The organism is Pseudomonas sp. H11T01 (assembly GCF_048515765.1).
Lineage (GTDB): Bacteria > Pseudomonadota > Gammaproteobacteria > Pseudomonadales > Pseudomonadaceae > Aquipseudomonas.
Map to the genome: position 1 here is coordinate 1 of NZ_JBLYED010000045.1, position 17056 is coordinate 17056.

General features: G+C 58.9%; 11 protein-coding genes and 2 pseudogenes. 8 read left to right on the forward strand and 5 right to left on the reverse strand.

What is annotated here, in order from left to right; genetic code table 11:
* Positions 1 to 849 precede the first annotated feature (849 nt).
* From ACN1C3_RS32185 to ACN1C3_RS32215, 7 genes are all read left to right on the forward strand, one after another.
* The gene (locus tag ACN1C3_RS32185; RefSeq protein WP_419119766.1) at positions 850 to 2901 is read left to right on the forward strand and encodes a putative bifunctional diguanylate cyclase/phosphodiesterase; all 2052 of its coding nucleotides are present in this window, start codon (positions 850 to 852) and stop codon (positions 2899 to 2901) included.
* A gap of 295 nt (positions 2902 to 3196) precedes the next feature.
* Entirely contained in the window at positions 3197 to 4540 is a 1344-nt protein-coding gene (locus tag ACN1C3_RS32190) for an imelysin family protein (protein ID WP_419119767.1), read from the forward strand.
* Positions 4541 to 4815: 275 nt separating this feature from the next.
* On the forward strand, positions 4816 to 6243 hold the full coding sequence (locus tag ACN1C3_RS32195) for a di-heme oxidoredictase family protein (protein ID WP_419119768.1): 1428 nt from the start codon (positions 4816 to 4818) through the stop codon (positions 6241 to 6243).
* A gap of 41 nt (positions 6244 to 6284) precedes the next feature.
* On the forward strand, positions 6285 to 7349 hold the full coding sequence (locus ACN1C3_RS32200) for an imelysin family protein (protein WP_419119769.1): 1065 nt from the start codon (positions 6285 to 6287) through the stop codon (positions 7347 to 7349).
* Between the two features lie 14 nt (positions 7350 to 7363).
* Positions 7364 to 8461, forward strand: a complete 1098-nt coding sequence (locus ACN1C3_RS32205; protein ID WP_419119770.1) for a DUF1513 domain-containing protein — start codon at positions 7364 to 7366, stop codon at positions 8459 to 8461.
* Positions 8462 to 8707: 246 nt separating this feature from the next.
* Complete coding sequence (locus ACN1C3_RS32210; protein WP_419119771.1) at positions 8708 to 9859, forward strand: efflux RND transporter periplasmic adaptor subunit; 1152 nt, start codon at positions 8708 to 8710, stop codon at positions 9857 to 9859.
* A gap of 13 nt (positions 9860 to 9872) precedes the next feature.
* Entirely contained in the window at positions 9873 to 12899 is a 3027-nt protein-coding gene (locus ACN1C3_RS32215; RefSeq protein WP_419119772.1) for a multidrug efflux RND transporter permease subunit, read from the forward strand.
* A 70-nt stretch (positions 12900 to 12969) separates the two neighbouring features.
* On the opposite strand, the gene ACN1C3_RS32220 is transcribed toward ACN1C3_RS32215, so the two are convergent.
* The 5 genes and pseudogenes from ACN1C3_RS32220 to colR all read right to left on the reverse strand — a co-directional run bounded on the left by ACN1C3_RS32220 (position 12970) and on the right by colR (position 15682).
* Positions 12970 to 13197 (reverse strand): hypothetical protein, encoded by a 228-nt coding sequence (locus ACN1C3_RS32220; protein WP_419119773.1) that lies wholly within the window; start codon positions 13195 to 13197, stop codon positions 12970 to 12972.
* Positions 13194 to 13316: pseudogene (locus ACN1C3_RS32225) on the reverse strand (InaA protein); the annotation flags it as partial. The pseudogene ACN1C3_RS32225 and the gene ACN1C3_RS32220, both read right to left, overlap by 4 nt.
* Positions 13317 to 13374: 58 nt before the next feature.
* Positions 13375 to 13508: pseudogene (locus ACN1C3_RS32230) on the reverse strand (SAM-dependent methyltransferase); the annotation flags it as partial.
* 220 nt (positions 13509 to 13728) lie between these two features.
* Positions 13729 to 15009, reverse strand: a complete 1281-nt coding sequence (locus tag ACN1C3_RS32235) for a sensor histidine kinase (RefSeq protein ID WP_419119774.1) — start codon at positions 15007 to 15009, stop codon at positions 13729 to 13731.
* Entirely contained in the window at positions 14999 to 15682 is a 684-nt protein-coding gene (gene colR, locus ACN1C3_RS32240) for a two-component system response regulator ColR (protein WP_419119775.1), read from the reverse strand. The genes ACN1C3_RS32235 and colR overlap by 11 nt, the downstream gene beginning before the upstream one ends.
* A 442-nt stretch (positions 15683 to 16124) precedes the next feature.
* Here colR and ACN1C3_RS32245 point away from each other — a divergent pair, with 442 nt between their 5' ends.
* On the forward strand, positions 16125 to 16868 hold the full coding sequence (locus tag ACN1C3_RS32245) for a phosphatase PAP2 family protein (protein ID WP_419119795.1): 744 nt from the start codon (positions 16125 to 16127) through the stop codon (positions 16866 to 16868).
* Positions 16869 to 17056 lie beyond the last annotated feature (188 nt).

Genomic DNA, 17056 nt, shown 5'->3' on the forward strand with positions numbered 1-17056 from the left:
GGAGTACCAGGACACGCAACTGGAAGTTGGCAGATGCGGTGTATTTGAACCCAGAGCGCCCTGAAGTTAAGGGCGTTCTGGGTTAGCCGCAGCAGTACTAAGGCGACAGGTACCTTGACACGTACCGAACGCCACAAAAGTCCCCCAAAAGGCTTGCCCCACCATCCGGTCCCTCGCCTAGGCTCGGCATACCCTCGCTCCGGCGCCATCCAGGGGGCGCCGCATTGCGGCGGAACTCGGCTTCGCCGAGGGGCGCTTCGCGCCATCCCCCTGGATGACACCTCCACTCGGCTCTACTGGAAAAGGGGCCTTGTCCTAGCCTGTGATGGCGGCGCTAAATCAGATGAGATGAAGAACTGTCACGTGCGGATTTTGCTTCGTTTGTTCGCTTGTTCGCTTCGGCTGTGGCTGCCGTTGATCTGTGATTTTGATCTTGATCTTGATCTACCCGCCCGCGTTTGAAAAAAGGACCTCGCCGTAAGGGCGAAACCCTAAGTAGCCGTTACCGCAGAAACGGATATGTACACCAGCAAGAGCCAGGCCGGCTGTAAGGCCGCCTCGCGAGCAATCGAGCGTCGACCGGCTGCTCCTACAAGGGATCCAATTTCCCCCTTGCCCCAACGCAACGGCACGCTAACATCAATGCTCAGGGGAAATTCTCGCACAACCCTCAAGTTGCACCGGGTTGCGACCGACACAGTACTCATCGCCCGAGCAAGCCAAAAACCGCATTTTGGCCACGCATACAGGCGAAATCTCCTGTGCGTGATTGTCCCTTTGACTGCCATCACGGGATTGCCAATACTCATGGCAACTTGATGCTACCCGCACGGAACAAGGAAAAGCCATTTGAAGCTGGAACTCAAAAACAGCTTGTCGGTGAAGTTGCTCCGGGTTGTACTGCTGTCGGCATTGATCGTCGGCGTAGTTCTGAGCTGCGCACAAATCGTCTTCGATGCCTACAAGACACGGCAGGCTGTGGCCAACGATGCCCAGCGCATCCTCGACATGTTCCGCGACCCCTCGACCCAGGCGGTGTACAGCCTCGATCGGGAAATGGGCATGCAAGTGATCGAAGGCCTGTTTCAGGATGACGCCGTGCGCATGGCGTCCATCGGCCATCCCAACGAAACCATGCTCGCGGAAAAAGTCCGCGAACTGCAGCAATCACCCAGCCGCTGGCTGACCGACCTGATCCTCGGTCAGGAACGCACCTTTACCACGCAGTTGGTGGGTCGTGGCCCGTACAGTGAGTATTACGGCGACCTGAGCATCACCCTCGACACCGCAACATACGGCCAAGGCTTTATCGTCAGCTCTGTGATCATCTTTATTTCCGGGGTGCTGCGCGCTCTGGCTATGGGACTGGTGCTGTATCTGGTCTATCACTGGCTGTTGACCAAGCCTCTGTCGCGGATTATCGAACACCTGACCGAAATCAACCCGGACCGCCCCAGCGAACACAAAATCCCGCAGCTCAAGGGCCACGAGAAAAATGAGCTGGGCATCTGGATCAACACCGCCAATCAATTGCTGGCCTCGATCGAGCGCAATACCCACCTGCGCCATGAAGCGGAAAACAGCCTGCTGCGCATGGCCCAGTACGATTTCCTGACGGGTCTGCCTAATCGTCAGCAACTGCAGCAGCAACTGGACAAGATTCTGGTCGATGCCGGCCGTTTGCAACGGCGCGTTGCGGTGCTCTGCGTCGGCCTTGATGACTTCAAGGGCATCAACGAACAATTCAGCTATCAGACCGGCGACCAATTGCTGCTGGCACTGGCCGATCGCCTGCGCGCTCACAGCGGTCGCCTGGGGGCCCTCGCCCGCTTGGGCGGCGACCAGTTCGCGCTGGTTCAGGCGGATATAGAACAACCGTACGAAGCCGCCGAACTGGCGCAAAGCATTCTCGATGACCTGGAAGCGGCGTTTGCCCTCGATCATCAAGAGATCCGCCTGCGAGCGACCATCGGCATCACGTTGTTCCCGGAGGATGGTGACAGCACCGAGAAGCTGCTGCAGAAAGCCGAGCAGACCATGACCCTGGCCAAGACTCGCTCACGCAACCGTTATCAGTTCTATATCGCCAGCGTCGACAGCGAAATGCGTCGCCGACGGGAGCTGGAAAAAGACCTGCGCGAAGCCCTGACCCGTGAACAGTTCTACCTGGTTTACCAACCGCAAATCAGCTACCGCGATCACCGCGTGGTGGGTGTCGAAGCCTTGATTCGCTGGCAGCACCCGGAACACGGGTTGGTGCCGCCGGACCTGTTCATCCCCTTGGCCGAACAGAACGGCACGATCATCGCCATTGGCGAATGGGTGTTGGATCAGGCCTGCCGTCAGTTACGCGAATGGCACGATCAGGGCTTCACCGATTTACGCATGGCGGTCAACCTGTCCACCGTGCAGCTGCACCACGCCGAGTTGCCGCGGGTGGTCAATAACCTGCTGCAAATGTATCGCCTGCCACCACGCAGTCTGGAGCTGGAAGTCACCGAAACCGGCCTGATGGAAGACATCAGCACCGCAGCGCAACACTTGCTCAGCCTGCGCCGTTCCGGGGCGTTGATCGCCATCGACGACTTCGGCACCGGCTATTCGTCCCTCAGTTATCTGAAAAGCCTGCCGCTGGACAAGATCAAGATCGACAAGAGCTTCGTCCAGGACCTTTTGGATGACGACGACGATGCCACCATCGTTCGGGCAATCATTCAATTGGGCAAGAGTTTGGGCATGCAGGTAATTGCCGAGGGCGTGGAGACCATCGAACAAGAGGCTTACATCATCTCCGAAGGCTGCCACGAAGGTCAGGGCTACTTCTACAGCAAGCCCCTGCCCGCGCGTGAGTTGGGCGCTTATTTGAAGCAAGCACAACGCAGTAACGCAGCTATCCTGTGACACACGCCGATGAACCGTAGCAACTGGCGAAGCCTGCGTCCGGCTCGGGCCGCGTTCGGACGAAGCAGTCGTAAATCCTGAGGCCGCAGTTAGCCTGACACAACGCAGTGCCTGATTTCACGGCTGCCTCGCAGCCGAACGCAGGCTTCGGCAGCTGCTACAGGTCATATGCAGGCGCGTGAATAAGAAATATTTCCAACGCCAACCCTTTACACATAATGCAAATCTTTCGCATTATGTCGCAGTTTTGCGCGCCCACCGCGCCTGTCTACCCTCTCCAAGCAGGATGTTCGCCATGATTCGTATGCCTCTGGCTACCGCCAGTCTGTTGGCCATCGCTATTTCCCTCGCCGGTTGCGGCGAGGGCAAAGACAAGGCTGCCGCTCCTCAAGCGCCTACTCCGGCTGCCAGCACTGCTGCCCCAGCGGCGCCTGCTGCTGCCGGTAAAGTTGATGATGCAGCTACCAAGGCCGTTGTCGCGCATTACGCCGACATGGTCTTCGCCGTCTACAGCGATGCCGAATCCACCGCGAAAACCCTGCAAACCGCGATCGACGCGTTCCTCGCCAAGCCCAACGCCGAAACGTTGAAAGCCGCCCGCGCTGCCTGGGTCGCAGCACGCGTGCCTTATCTACAGAGCGAAGTGTTCCGCTTCGGCAATACCATCATCGACGACTGGGAAGGCCAAGTTAACTCCTGGCCGCTGGACGAAGGTCTGATCGACTACGTCGACAAGAGCTACGAGCACGCACTGGGCAACCCGGGCGCGAACGCCAACATCATCGCCAACACCGAAGTTCAGGTCGGCGAAGACAAGGTCGACGTGAAAGACATCACCCCGGAAAAACTCGCCAGCCTCAATGAACTGGGCGGTTCCGAAGCCAACGTTGCCACCGGCTACCACGCCATCGAATTTCTGCTGTGGGGCCAGGACCTGAACGGCACCGGCCCTGGCGCCGGCAACCGTCCAGCCTCCGACTATCTGGAAGGCGCCGGCGCCACGGGTGGTCACAATGATCGTCGCCGCGCTTACCTGAAAGCCGTGACCCAACTGCTGGTCAGCGATCTGGAAGAAATGGTCGGTAACTGGAAGCCGAACGTGGCCGACAACTACCGCGCCACTCTGGAAGCCGAGCCAGGCGAAAGCGGCCTGCGCAAAATGCTCTTTGGCATGGGCAGCCTGTCCCTCGGCGAACTCGCCGGCGAGCGCATGAAGGTCTCCCTGGAAGCCAACTCCCCGGAAGACGAGCAAGACTGCTTCAGCGACAACACCCACAACTCGCACTTCTACGATGCCAAAGGTATTCGTAACGTCTACCTGGGTGAATACACTCGCGTAGACGGCACCAAGATGACCGGCGCCAGCCTGTCCTCGCTGGTGGCGAAAGTCGACCCGGCAGCCGACACCGCGCTGAAGGCCGATCTGGCTGCAACCGAAGCCAAGATCCAGGTCATGGTCGATCACGCCAACAAGGGTGAGCACTACGACCAACTGATCGCCGCGGGCAACACTGCCGGCAATCAGATCGTTCGTGACGCCATTGCCTCCCTCGTCAAGCAGACCGGTTCCATCGAACAGGCTGCCAGCAAACTGGGCATCAGCGACCTGAACCCGGACAACGCTGATCACGAGTTCTGATCACCCGTTGTTTGAGTGAATAGAGAGGCGACCTTCGGGTCGCCTTTTTTTTTGGGCGATTGGGTCCGGATTTTGGCTAACTTCAAGAGCCACCCCTCACCCTAACCCTCTCCCCAGAGGGTTAGGGTGAGGGGTGGATCTAACAGCCAACACAAATCCGGCTCTACCCCTTCAACCCTTGCCCCACATCAAACTAAACGCTAATTCCTCTTATTCAAACTCCCCTACCCTGATAGACTTTGCGCCCTTGTTTTGCTCGTCTTGCAGGATGTCTGATGCCCTCGCTGCTGCTTCGCTTGTCTGCTCTGTTTATGGCCCTGAGCCTGAGTGCCTGCGATGACGTCCCGCATTTCACCAAGGCCGAACCCGGTGAAGCCCGTTCCGGCGGTAGCGCGACGGTGAGGAAGACCGATCAAAATGCCTTCTCCCTGCCCTCAGCCAACCTGTCGCCCACCCGGCGTCTGGATTTCAGCGTCGGCAACAGCTTCTTCCGCAGCCCGTGGGTGATCGCCCCGTCTACCACCACCGCCCGCGATGGACTGGGACCGTTGTTCAACACCAACGGCTGCCAGAACTGCCACATCAAGGACGGCCGCGGCCACCCACCGACACCCGACTCGGATAACGCGGTGTCGATGTTGGTACGCCTGTCGATTCCAGACGCTGCGGCCTATGCCAAAGTCATCGAGCAACTCGGCGTCGTGCCGGAACCGGTCTACGGCGGGCAACTTCAGGACATGGCGGTACCCGGCGTCGCGCCAGAAGGCAAAGTACGGGTCGACTACGCGTCCGTGCCGGTTCGCTTCAAGGACGGCACCGAGGTCGAACTGCGTAAACCGACGTTGCAAATCACCCAGCTCGGCTACGGGCCGATGCATCCGGACACGCGTTTCTCTGCACGCATAGCACCGCCGATGATTGGCCTCGGCCTGCTCGAAGCCATACCCGAGGCAGCGATACTGGCTAATGCCGACCCTGAAGACGACGACAATAACGGCATCGCCGGGCGACCGAACCGGGTCTGGGATGACGCGCAACAAAAAACCGTTCTCGGTCGTTTTGGCTGGAAAGCCGGACAGCCCACTCTCAATCAACAAAACGTTCACGCGTTTTCCGGGGACATGGGCCTGACCACCAGCCTGAAGCCTGTTGATGACTGTACCCAGGCACAGACCGCCTGCCTGCAAGCGCCCAATGGTAATGGCCCGGACGGCGAGCCCGAGGTCAGTGACAACATCCTGCGTCTGGTGCTGTTCTATAGCCGCAACCTCGCCGTTCCGGCCCGCCGCGACGTCAGTTCGCCGCAAGTGCTGGCCGGCAAAAGCCTGTTCTACCAGGCTGGCTGCCAGTCCTGCCACACACCGAAATTCACCACGGCCGCGAATGCTGCAGAGCCCGAACTGGCCAATCAAGTGATTCGCCCTTACAGCGACCTGCTACTGCATGACATGGGCGAAGGGCTGGCCGATAACCGCACGGAATTCCAGGCCAGTGGCCGTGACTGGCGCACGCCGCCGTTGTGGGGCATAGGCCTGACGCAGACGGTCAGTGGCCATACCCAGTTTCTGCATGACGGTCGTGCCCGCAACCTGCTCGAAGCGGTGCTCTGGCACGGTGGTGAAGCACACGCGGCACAGCAACAGGTTTTGTCTTTCAATGCCGAGCAGCGCACCGCGTTGCTGGCATTCCTGAATTCTCTATAACGCTTTTCCACAAGCTTTTCCCCAACGAAAGGGAGCCCGACATGTTCCGCCCCAAACTGTTGTTCACCAGCCTTGCCGCGCTTGCCCTGGGTGCCTGTTCGCCCCAGGACCCACAGGCAGTCACCTCGGCGGCCATCGCCAAGCAGGTGATTCTGCCGAGCTACAGCCGTTGGGTCGAAGCCGACCGTCAACTGGCGATCAGCGCACTGGCCTTCTGTGAAGGCAAGGAAAACCTGGAAACCGCCCGCGCCGACTTCCTCCATGCACAAAAAGCCTGGGCCGAGTTGCAGCCACTGCTGATCGGCCCGCTGGCCGAGGGCAACCGCTCCTGGCAAGTGCAGTTCTGGCCCGACAAAAAGAATCTGGTCGGCCGTCAGGTCGAGCAACTGGTGACCGCGCAGCCGCAGATCAATGCCGCTGAGCTGGCCAAATCCAGCGTTGTGGTGCAAGGCCTTTCGGCCTATGAATACGTTCTGTTCGACAGCAAGGTCGACATGGCCGACAGCGCACAGAAAGCCCGCTATTGCCCACTGCTCAAAGCCATTGGCGAACGCCAGAAGGTCCTCGCCGAAGAGATCCTGTCACGCTGGAACACCAACGACGGCATGCTCGCGCAAATGAGCAAATTCCCGAATCAGCGTTACGCCGATTCGCACGAAGCCATCGCCGATCTGCTGCGGGTTCAAGTGACCGCACTGGACACCCTGAAGAAAAAACTCGGCACGCCAATGGGTCGCCAGACCAAGGGCATCCCACAGCCGTTCCAGGCCGATGCCTGGCGCAGCCATTCCTCGCTGCAAAGCATGGAAGCCAGCCTCACTGCCGCCCAGACCGTTTGGGTTGGTGTCGACAACAAGGGCCTGCGCGGCCTCTTGCCGGCCGAGCAAAAGCCATTGGCTGACAAGATCGACGCGGCCTACGCCGCTTCGTTGAAACTGTTCGCCAGCAACCAGCGCTCACTGACCGAGATGCTGGCCGACGACGCTGGTCGCCAGCAACTCAACGATCTCTACGACAGCCTCAACGTCGTCCATCGCCTGCACGAAGGTGAATTGGCCAAGGCGCTGGGCATCCAACTGGGCTTCAACGCCAACGACGGTGACTGATGAGGGTTAGCTCCATGCTGCGACGTCAGGTTCTGACTTTAGGCAGTTTGCTGCTTGGCGCAGTGACGCTGGGCGGCTGGACGCTGTTTCGGCAGAAGGACAAAAGTCCTCTGCTGCTCTCGGCGCGGGACGACGGCGATGGCCAGCACTATGCCGTCGGTTATCGTCTGGACGGCACTCAGGTGTTCGCCACGCGGGTCGGTCAGCGTTGCCATGACATCATCAATCATCCGACGCTGCCGATTGCACTGTTTGTCGCCCGTCGCCCTGGAACCGAGAGTTACCTGATCGATCTGCGGGACGGCGCTCTGTTGCAGACCGTGGTCTCCCAGCCGAACCGTCATTTCTACGGTCACGCGGTGATTCACAAGAGCGGCGACTGGCTCTACGCCACCGAAAACGACACCACCGATCCGGGTCGCGGCCTGCTCGGCGCGTACAAGTTCGAAGATGAGCGGCTGGTGCACAGCGGGGAGATTTCTACCCACGGCATCGGACCGCATCAGGTGTCGTGGATGCCCGACGGTGAAACCCTGGTGGTGGCCAACGGCGGTATCCGAACCGAGGCCGAAAGCCGGGTCGAGATGAACCTCAACGCCATGCAGCCAAGCCTGGTGCTGATGCAGCGCGACGGCACGTTGCTGAGCAAGGAAACCCTCGCCCAGCAGATGAACAGCGTGCGCCATCTGGGTATTGCCAGTGACGGTACCATCGTCGCCGGTCAACAGTTCATGGGCGATGCCCACGAATCCTCGGAGCTGCTGGCGATCAAACGTCCAGGTCAGCCTTTCGTGGCGTTTCCGGTTGCCGAGCACCAGCTTCAAGCGATGGGGCACTACACCGCCAGCGTCGCCATACACAGCGAGTTGCGTCTGGTCGCCCTCACCGCACCGCGGGGCAACCGCTTCTTTATCTGGGATCTGGATACTGCACAAGTGCGCCTCGATGCGCCCTTGCCCGACTGTGCCGGGGTCGGTGCCGTCGCTGACGGCTTCGTCGTCACCTCGGGTCAGGGACGTTGCCGTTTTTACGATTGTCGTCAGACAGAACTTGTTGCAAAACCCCTTGAGCTACCCGCGGGGCTCTGGGACAACCATTTGCATTTGGTCTGACCCTCAGACTCCCCTCTGTAGCAGCTGGCGCAGCCTGCGTTCGGCTGCGTTCGGCTGCGAAGCGGTCGTAAACCATGCGCTGCGGTGTGTCAGGCTAACCGCGATGTCAGTATTTACGACTGCTGCGCAGTCGAACGCAGGCTGCGCCAGCTGCTACGGATCGGGGCCACCTAGAATCACCACCACAGTCGGAGTAACCTGCCTTACATCTCATTTTTCTCAGCTTTTTTTCCAAGGAACCGGAATATGCTGCGTCGTCGCATGCTGATCATGCTGGGCTTTGTCCTGCTTATCGTTCTGCTGCTCGCAGGTTACAAAGCCTTCTCCATCTATCAGCAAGTAAAGATGTTCTCCGTGCCGAAACCACCGGTAAGCGTGGCCGTGGCCACGGCTATTGAACGCCCGTGGCAAAACCGTTTGCCCACGGTTGGCACACTCAAGGCGTTGCAAGGCGTCAACCTGAGTCTGGAGATCGCCGGGACTGTCAAGGAGGTGCAGTTCGAGTCCGGGCAGAAGGTCAAGGCCGGCCAACCGATCGTGCAACTCGACAGCGCGGTTGAAAGTGCTCTGCTGGAAACCGCTCAGGCCGATCTCGGTCTGTCTCAGCTCGACTATGCCCGTGGCAGTCAACTGGTGGGCAGCCAGGCGATTTCCAAAAGTGAATTCGACCGACTCTCGGCACAACTGCAAAAAAACAAAGCCACGGTCAATCAGCTCAAGGCCTCGCTAGCGAAAAAACACATCGTCGCGCCTTTCAGCGGCACCATCGGCATTCGTCAGGTAGATGTCGGCGACTACCTGCCCAGCGGCACAGTCATCGCTACTTTGCAGGATTTGAGCAGCCTCTACGTCGACTTTTCCGTGCCGGAACAGTCGGTGCCGAAAATCGCTCTCGGCCAGCCGGTTCAGGTCAACGTCTCGGCCTACCCGACGCAAAACTTCCCCGGCACCATCAGCGCGATCAACCCGAAAGTCGAGAACACCACCCGCAATGTGTTGGTTCGCGCGACCCTGGCCAATCCGGACAGCAAGTTGCTGCCGGGCATGTTCGCCAGCCTGCAAGTCATGCTGCCGGATCCGCAACCGAAGATCGTGGTGCCGGAAAGCGCAATCACCTACACCCTCTACGGCAACTCGATTTTTGTGGTTGCGCAGAAAAAAGCCGCCGACGGTAGCCTCGAAAAGGACGCCAACGGGCAACCGATACTGATCGCCGAGCGACGCTTCATCGAGACCGGCGAGCACCGTGATGGGATGGTACTGATTACCAAAGGCTTGAAGAACGGCGAACAAGTGGTCAGTGCCGGCCAGATCAAACTGGACAACGACGCCCACATTGCCATCAGCGCCGACAAGACATTGCCTGCCGAGCAGAACAGCCAGCCACGCGCTGACTGATCAAGGAATCACCATGGCCTTTACCGATCCGTTCATCCGCCGCCCGGTGCTCGCCACCGTGGTCAGCCTGTTGATTGTGCTGCTGGGCTTCCAGGCCTGGAGCAAGCTGCCGCTGCGTCAGTATCCGCAAATGGAAAACGCCCTGATCACGGTGACCACCGCCTACCCTGGGGCTAACGCCGAAACCATCCAGGGCTACATCACCCAACCGCTGCAGCAGAGTCTGGCGAGCGCCGAAGGCATCGACTACATGACCTCGGTCAGTAGGCAGAATTTTTCGGTAATTTCGATCTACGCGCGCATCGGCGCCAACACCGACCGGCTGTTCACCGAGCTGCTGGCCAAGGCCAACGAGGTCAAGAACAAGCTGCCCCAGGAGGCCGAAGACCCGGTGCTGAGCAAGGAAGCCACCGGTGCCTCGGCGCTGATGTACATGAGTTTCTTCAGCAAGGACCTGAACAACCCACAGATCACCGACTACCTGTCGCGGGTCATCCAGCCGAAACTGGCGACCCTGCCGGGCATGGCCGAAGCGCAGATTCTCGGCAACCAGGTGTTCGCCATGCGTCTGTGGCTGGACCCGGTAAAACTCGCCGGCTACGGCCTCAGCGCCAGTGAGGTGACCGATGCGGTGCGCCGTTACAACTTCCTCTCCGCCGCCGGCGAGGTGAAAGGCGAATACGTGGTCACCAGCATTAACGCCAACACCGAGCTCAAGTCCGCCGAAGCCTTTGCCGCGATCCCGCTGAAAATCGACGGCGACAGCCGGGTGCTGCTCAGCGATGTGGCGCGGGTGGAGATGGGCGCTGAGAACTACGACACCATCAGTTCCTTCGGTGGCACGCCGTCGGTGTATATCGGCATCAAGGCCACACCCGCCGCCAACCCTCTGGATGTGATCAAGGAGGTGCGCAAGATCATGCCGGAGCTGGAATCCCAGCTACCGCCGAACCTCAAAGCGGAGATCGCCTACGACGCCACGCTGTTCATTCAGGCGTCGATCAATGAGGTGATAAAAACCCTGTTCGAAGCCGTGCTGATCGTGATTGTCGTGGTGTTCCTGTTCCTCGGTGCGCTGCGTTCGGTTGTCATTCCGGTGGTCACCATTCCGCTGTCGATGATCGGTGTGATGTTCTTCATGCAACTGATGGGCTACTCGATCAACCTGCTGACCCTGTTGGCGATGGTGCTGGCCATCGGGTTGGTGGTGGACGATGCGATCGTTGTGGTGGAAAACATCCACCGGCACATCGAAGAAGGCAAGACACCGCTTGACGCCGCCCTCGAGGGGGCCCGGGAAATCGCCATGCCGGTGGTCTCGATGACCATCACCCTGGCCGCGGTCTATGCCCCGATCGGTTTTCTCACCGGCCTGACGGGAGCACTGTTCAAGGAGTTTGCCCTGACCTTGGCCGGTGCTGTGGTGATCTCCGGAATCATTGCCCTGACCCTGTCGCCAATGATGTGCGCCCTACTCCTGCGTCACGATGAAAACCCGACGGGCCTGGCCCATCGCCTCGACCTGATTTTCGAGGGATTGAAGCGCCGCTATCAGAGCCTGCTTCACGGCACCCTCAGCACCCGGCCAGTGGTGCTAGTGTTCGCAGTGATCGTCCTGTGTCTGATTCCCGTGCTGCTGAAATTCACCAAATCAGAACTGGCACCGGATGAAGACCAAGGCATCATCTTCATGTTGGCCAACGCTCCACAGCCGACCAACCTGAACTACCTCAACACCTACACCGACGAGTTCATCACGATCTTCAAAGAGTTCCCCGAGTACTATCAATCGTTCCAGATCAATGGCTTCAACGGCGTGCAATCGGGGATCGGCGGCTTCCTGCTCAAACCATGGAGCGAGCGTAGCCGGACCCAAATGCAAATTCTCCCGGTGGTTCAAAGCAAGCTTGCGGCCATCACCGGGCTTCAGATCTTCGGCTTCAACCTGCCGTCCTTGCCGGGTACGGGTGAGGGCTTGCCGTTCGCGTTCATCATCAACTCCCCGAACAATTACGAGTCGCTGCTGCAAATAGCCAATCGAGTGAAAAAACGCGCGCTGGAATCCGGCAAGTTTGCCTTTCTCGACATCGATTTGGCCTTTGACAAGCCTGAAGTGGTGGTCGATATCGACCGCGCCAAAGCGGCACAGATGGGGGTTTCAATGCAGGACCTGGGGGGCACCCTGGCGACATTGCTGGGTGAGGCGGAAATCAACCGTTTCACGATTGAAGGCCGTAGCTACAAGGTCATCGCCCAGGTTGAACGAGCCTACCGCGACAATCCCGACTGGCTGAGCAACTACTACGTAAAGAACACCAAGGGCGAAGCACTGCCGCTGTCGACCCTTATAACCGTCACCGACCGCGCCCGCCCAAGACAGCTGAACCAGTTCCAGCAGCTCAACGCAGCAACGATCTCGGGCGTACCCATGGTCAGCATGGGTGAAGCCATCGATACCATACGCCAGATCGCCCAGGAAGAAGCCCCTCCGGGCTACGCCTTCGATTATGGCGGCACGTCCCGGCAATTCGTTCAGGAAGGCAGTGCGCTGTGGGTGACCTTTGCCCTGGCGTTGGCCATCATCTTCCTGGTGCTGGCGGCGCAGTTCGAGAGTTTCCGCGATCCGCTGGTGATTCTGGTGACCGTTCCGCTGTCCATCTGCGGCGCGTTGATCCCGCTGTTCCTCGGCTGGTCGAGCATGAACATCTATACCCAGGTCGGACTGGTGACCTTGATCGGTCTGATCAGCAAGCACGGCATCCTGATCGTCGAGTTTGCCAACCTCTTGCGCAAGGACAAGGGACTGTCACCTCGGGAAGCCGTGGAGGAAGCCGCGTCGATTCGCTTGCGCCCGGTGTTGATGACCACGGCGGCGATGGTGTTCGGCATGGTGCCGTTGATTCTCGCCAGCGGCGCAGGCGCGGTCAGCCGGTTCGATATCGGTACCGTGATCGCCACCGGGATGTCGATCGGTACACTCTTCACGCTGTTCGTGCTGCCTTGTGTCTACACCTTGCTGGCCAAGCCGGACAAACCTTAAACCTGTGGTAGCGGGCGGCCCAAATAAAAGGCCTCGCAATGCGAGGCCTTTTATTTTGGCTTTATTCTCTTCAACTTTGCGGCCTCATTCCTTGAGAAAGGCCGAACATGAACAGCAACAAATCATGGTCGGGTTGGGTTGCAACGGAGGCCTTCGCTACGCGCGGCAAGGGGCAATGTGCGTCGCCGTGTGCTGCGCTGAGGACTTCGGTGCGTGGCTGCTCCCAAGCAGCAACCGCCAGAGAAACAACTGCCAAGGCTCCTGCCAAAAACAAACCTCGAGCAAGTTCTAGTCTCATGACTCTAAACCTTTGATAGCGCTGCCAAACGCCGTCATATAAAAGTAGTTGAGTTTCTTCCTGTCCGTAGGGCTCCACGACGAGTGGCGACATAGCTGATTCATGCCATAGACGGCGGCACCGCGCTGATTTTCAGGAGCGACGTCCGCTTGCGATGCATAGTTAACTACCATCCTGTTACCTCTTGCGTAATACGTAAACTCGCCACATGGCGTAGAGCGGGAAAAAGTCCAAGTATTTCTGAATTCGAAAACCAGATGCTTGAATTCTTCCTCTACCGTAGCCGCAGGTAACACAAATCGATTTTGGTAATGTCGAATGCTGATGTCTGCAAGGGCCGTACCCGCTAGTCCAAGTCTCCAGAACTTATGACTTCACCTTAAGGTGCAGCATGTCACTGTCAGGTCAACCCGTTGTGAAAACCATGTCAGGTACAGGATCATGTATTTCAGGGTTTTACAGCCAGACAATGGTATTCCCGGGGAAAGCTGCGGTGGACGCAGGCCCCGGGAGCCTGGGGCACAGGAAGGGTCAGGACTCGTCCTGACTCAGTTGGACATGGAAACGACAACCATTGGGTTCCATGGTACTGAGGCTGACACTCCAGCCCTGGTTTTCACAGATCCGCTGCACCAGGGACAGTCCAAGGCCCAAGCCTTCGCCACGCTTTTCGCCGCCACGCACGAACGGCTCAAACATCGCCTCACGTTTTTCTTCGGGAATACCCACCCCGCTGTCCTCGACCACAAAACCGGTCGACTCCAGCGTCAGGCGGATAAAACCACGCTCGGTGTAATGCAGCGCGTTGCGTAACAAATTACCCATCACCGCATGCAAGAATGTCGCGTTGTATCGAATCTCCAGCGGATTACCCGGATTATAGATCAGCTCGAGCCCTTTGCTCTCAATAGGTTCGCGCCACAGAGCGATCAGGTACTCGGCCGCCTGATTCAAGGTCAGCTGAGGCGACATACTGGCGTCTTCACGCTGGGCACGTGCCAGCATCAAGAATGTCTGTACCAGTTCGCGCATTTCTTCACAGGCTCGGGCAATCCGTTCGACCTGAGCGCGACCACGTCGGTCAATGCCGGGATTTTCCAGCAGCAACTCACAAGAGCTCGCCAACACCATCAAGGGGGTACGTAGCTCGTGACTGACGTCGCTGGTGAACAGACGCTCACGGCTCAGCGCCTGGCGTAAACGCCCCAAGGTGGCGTCGAAGGCCACCGCCAGCTCACCGACCTCATCGGCAGCGTAATCCGGCGCCAATGGCGGTGCCAGGCCGAGCAACTGATCGCGATGACGAACCTGGCGAGCCAGCCGCACCACCGGCGCCATGACCTTGCGCGCCAGGATCCAGCCAAGGAACACCGCCAGGGCCAGACTCAGCACGAAGCCCACCAGAACGACGGCGAACAGCACCCGCTCACGCTCTTCAAGATCACTCTGGTCCTGTAGCAGCACATAGCGTCGACCGTCGACGATCTTGACCATCGCGTGATACGACAGCTGCTCGCGAAACACCTCGTGAAACCCCGAATCCAGATTGCGCAGATCCTTGGGCAACTCAAAGTCGCCACGCCCGCCGCTGAAATAGAACAACTGGTCCGGCTCCGGCCGGTGGTTCCAGTCATCAACGCTGTCCATCAACAACAGACGTTGCAGATCACCGCCCAGACCTGCGGAAATCAACTTCGCTTCAACCAGATGTACCGTCGCCACGATACCCATGGCGAATGCCCCTGCAACCAATGCACTCATCAACGCAAAGGCAATGATGATTCGCTGGGCAAGGCTCTGTTTAAACTCCATCGCGCCCCTCGGCCAAGCGATAGCCGACGCCATGTACGGTTTGCAACAATGGTTTGGCGAATGGCTTGTCGATCACCTGACGCAACTGGTGAACATGGCTGCGCAGGCTGTCGCTGTCCGGGCAATCATCGCCCCATAGGGCTTCTTCAAGAATCTCGCGACGCAGCACGTGCGGGCTCTTCTGCATCAGCACTGCCAGCAGCTTGAGGCCCACCGGATTGAGTTTGAGCAGACGCCCTTCGCGGGTCACTTCCAGGGTGTCGAGGTCGTAACTCAGATCACCGACTTGCAGGGCACGGCGACCACCCCCTTGAGTACGCCGCATGACCGCCTCGATCCGCGCCGCAAGCTCCGACAGCGCGAAGGGTTTGACCAGGTAATCATCGGCGCCGGACTTGAAGCCCAGCAGCCGATCATCCAGTTGATCGCGGGCGGTTAGCATGATCACCGGGGTATCGCGACGGGCGTCTTCACGCAGCCGTTTGCACAGGGTGTAACCGTCGATGCCGGGCAGCATGATGTCGAGCACGATCAAGTCGTAGTGCTCTGTCGCTGCCAGGTGCAGGCCCGACAACCCGTCCTGCGCGCAATCCACGGTATAACCTTTAAGCCCCAGGTAATCGGCCAGATTGGCGAGGATATCGCGGTTGTCTTCAACCAATAAAATTCGCATGGGCACTCCTCGGTACACAGTAACAGCCGGCTTTGGCTCGCGCAGCTTAAGGCCAAGTGTGGCCCACTGCTAGGACTGTCTCCAACGCCAAAGCCCGTCAGGCCATCGTTGAACGGGCATAACAAGTTTTAACTATCGATTCACAACCCCGCTACAGTGTCGGCCCCAGACGCTGTGCGACGCCCGGGAGACCGCTCAACTGGCCAGTCAGATAGACTTGGCACCGCCGCTGCTCGGTTTGCTCAATCTGGACTATCAGTCGACCCTCTTCCCGTCGATTCAACACGGCATCACCTGTTACCAAACCGCCAGTTTTGGCTTCAAGCAACAACTGCTCGGCTGGAAATCGCCCAAAGAGGGTTCCGGCCAGATCGGTGAATACTCACTGAGATGCCTTGGGCTGATGCGCCCGGGGCTTTTCTCTACCCGCTCAGGATCTAGCATGTCATCAACCGTTGTCCGCCCCGTCTCCCGTCCGCTCAATTTTTGGGTAGGCCTGGGTGTGCCCGCCATTGCGGCGGTCATCTTGCTTTTGCTCGAATTGACGTCTCTGGACATGGACCTTGCCAGGATTTTCTATGACTCTGCTGCGGACGACTTCGTCGGTAAGCACAGTTACTTTCTGGAAACCATTCTGCATACCCGCGCCAAGCAGGTGGTCATCGTCTTCTCGGTGCTCGCCATTCTCGGGTACATCGGCTCCTTTTTTGTGTCGCGGCTCAAACCGCTCAAGCGAGAACTGGGCTGCCTGGTGCTGTCTCTGGCTCTGGCTACCTCCTTCGTGACCCCGGTCAAGGCCGTGACTGCCGTGCAATGCCCCTGGAGCCTGAAGGAGTTCGGTGGCAAGGAAACCTACAGCGAGCTGCTCAGCCCGCGCCCACAGACCGACAAACCCGGCCGTTGCTGGCCCGGTGGACATGCAGCCACCGGTTTCACGCTGTTTGCGCTGTTCTTCGTATTGCGTGACCGTCGCCCGCGAATGGCTCGCAGTGCACTGGTCTTTGCTTTCGGGCTGGGGACGGTATTTTCCATCGGCCGGATGATGCAGGGCGCGCACTTCTTTTCCCACAACGTGTGGACGGCGATTTTCTGCTGGTTGATTTGCCTGGGGTCGTATTACTTCATCTTGTATCGGCCGGCTTCCAAGGCTGAACAAGTGACCAAAACACAGCCCGTCAGCGCCTGAAACACAGATCTAATGTGGGAGCGGGCTTGCTCGCGATAGCGGTGTGACAGTCACTATCGATGGTGACTGTCATGGCCTCATCGCGAGCAAGCCCGCTCCAACACTGGATCGATGTCGCTTCACGACCGGGACAAATCCCGGACATTAAAAAGCCCCGCCTGCTTAACGCAGGCGGGGCTTTTTTGTAC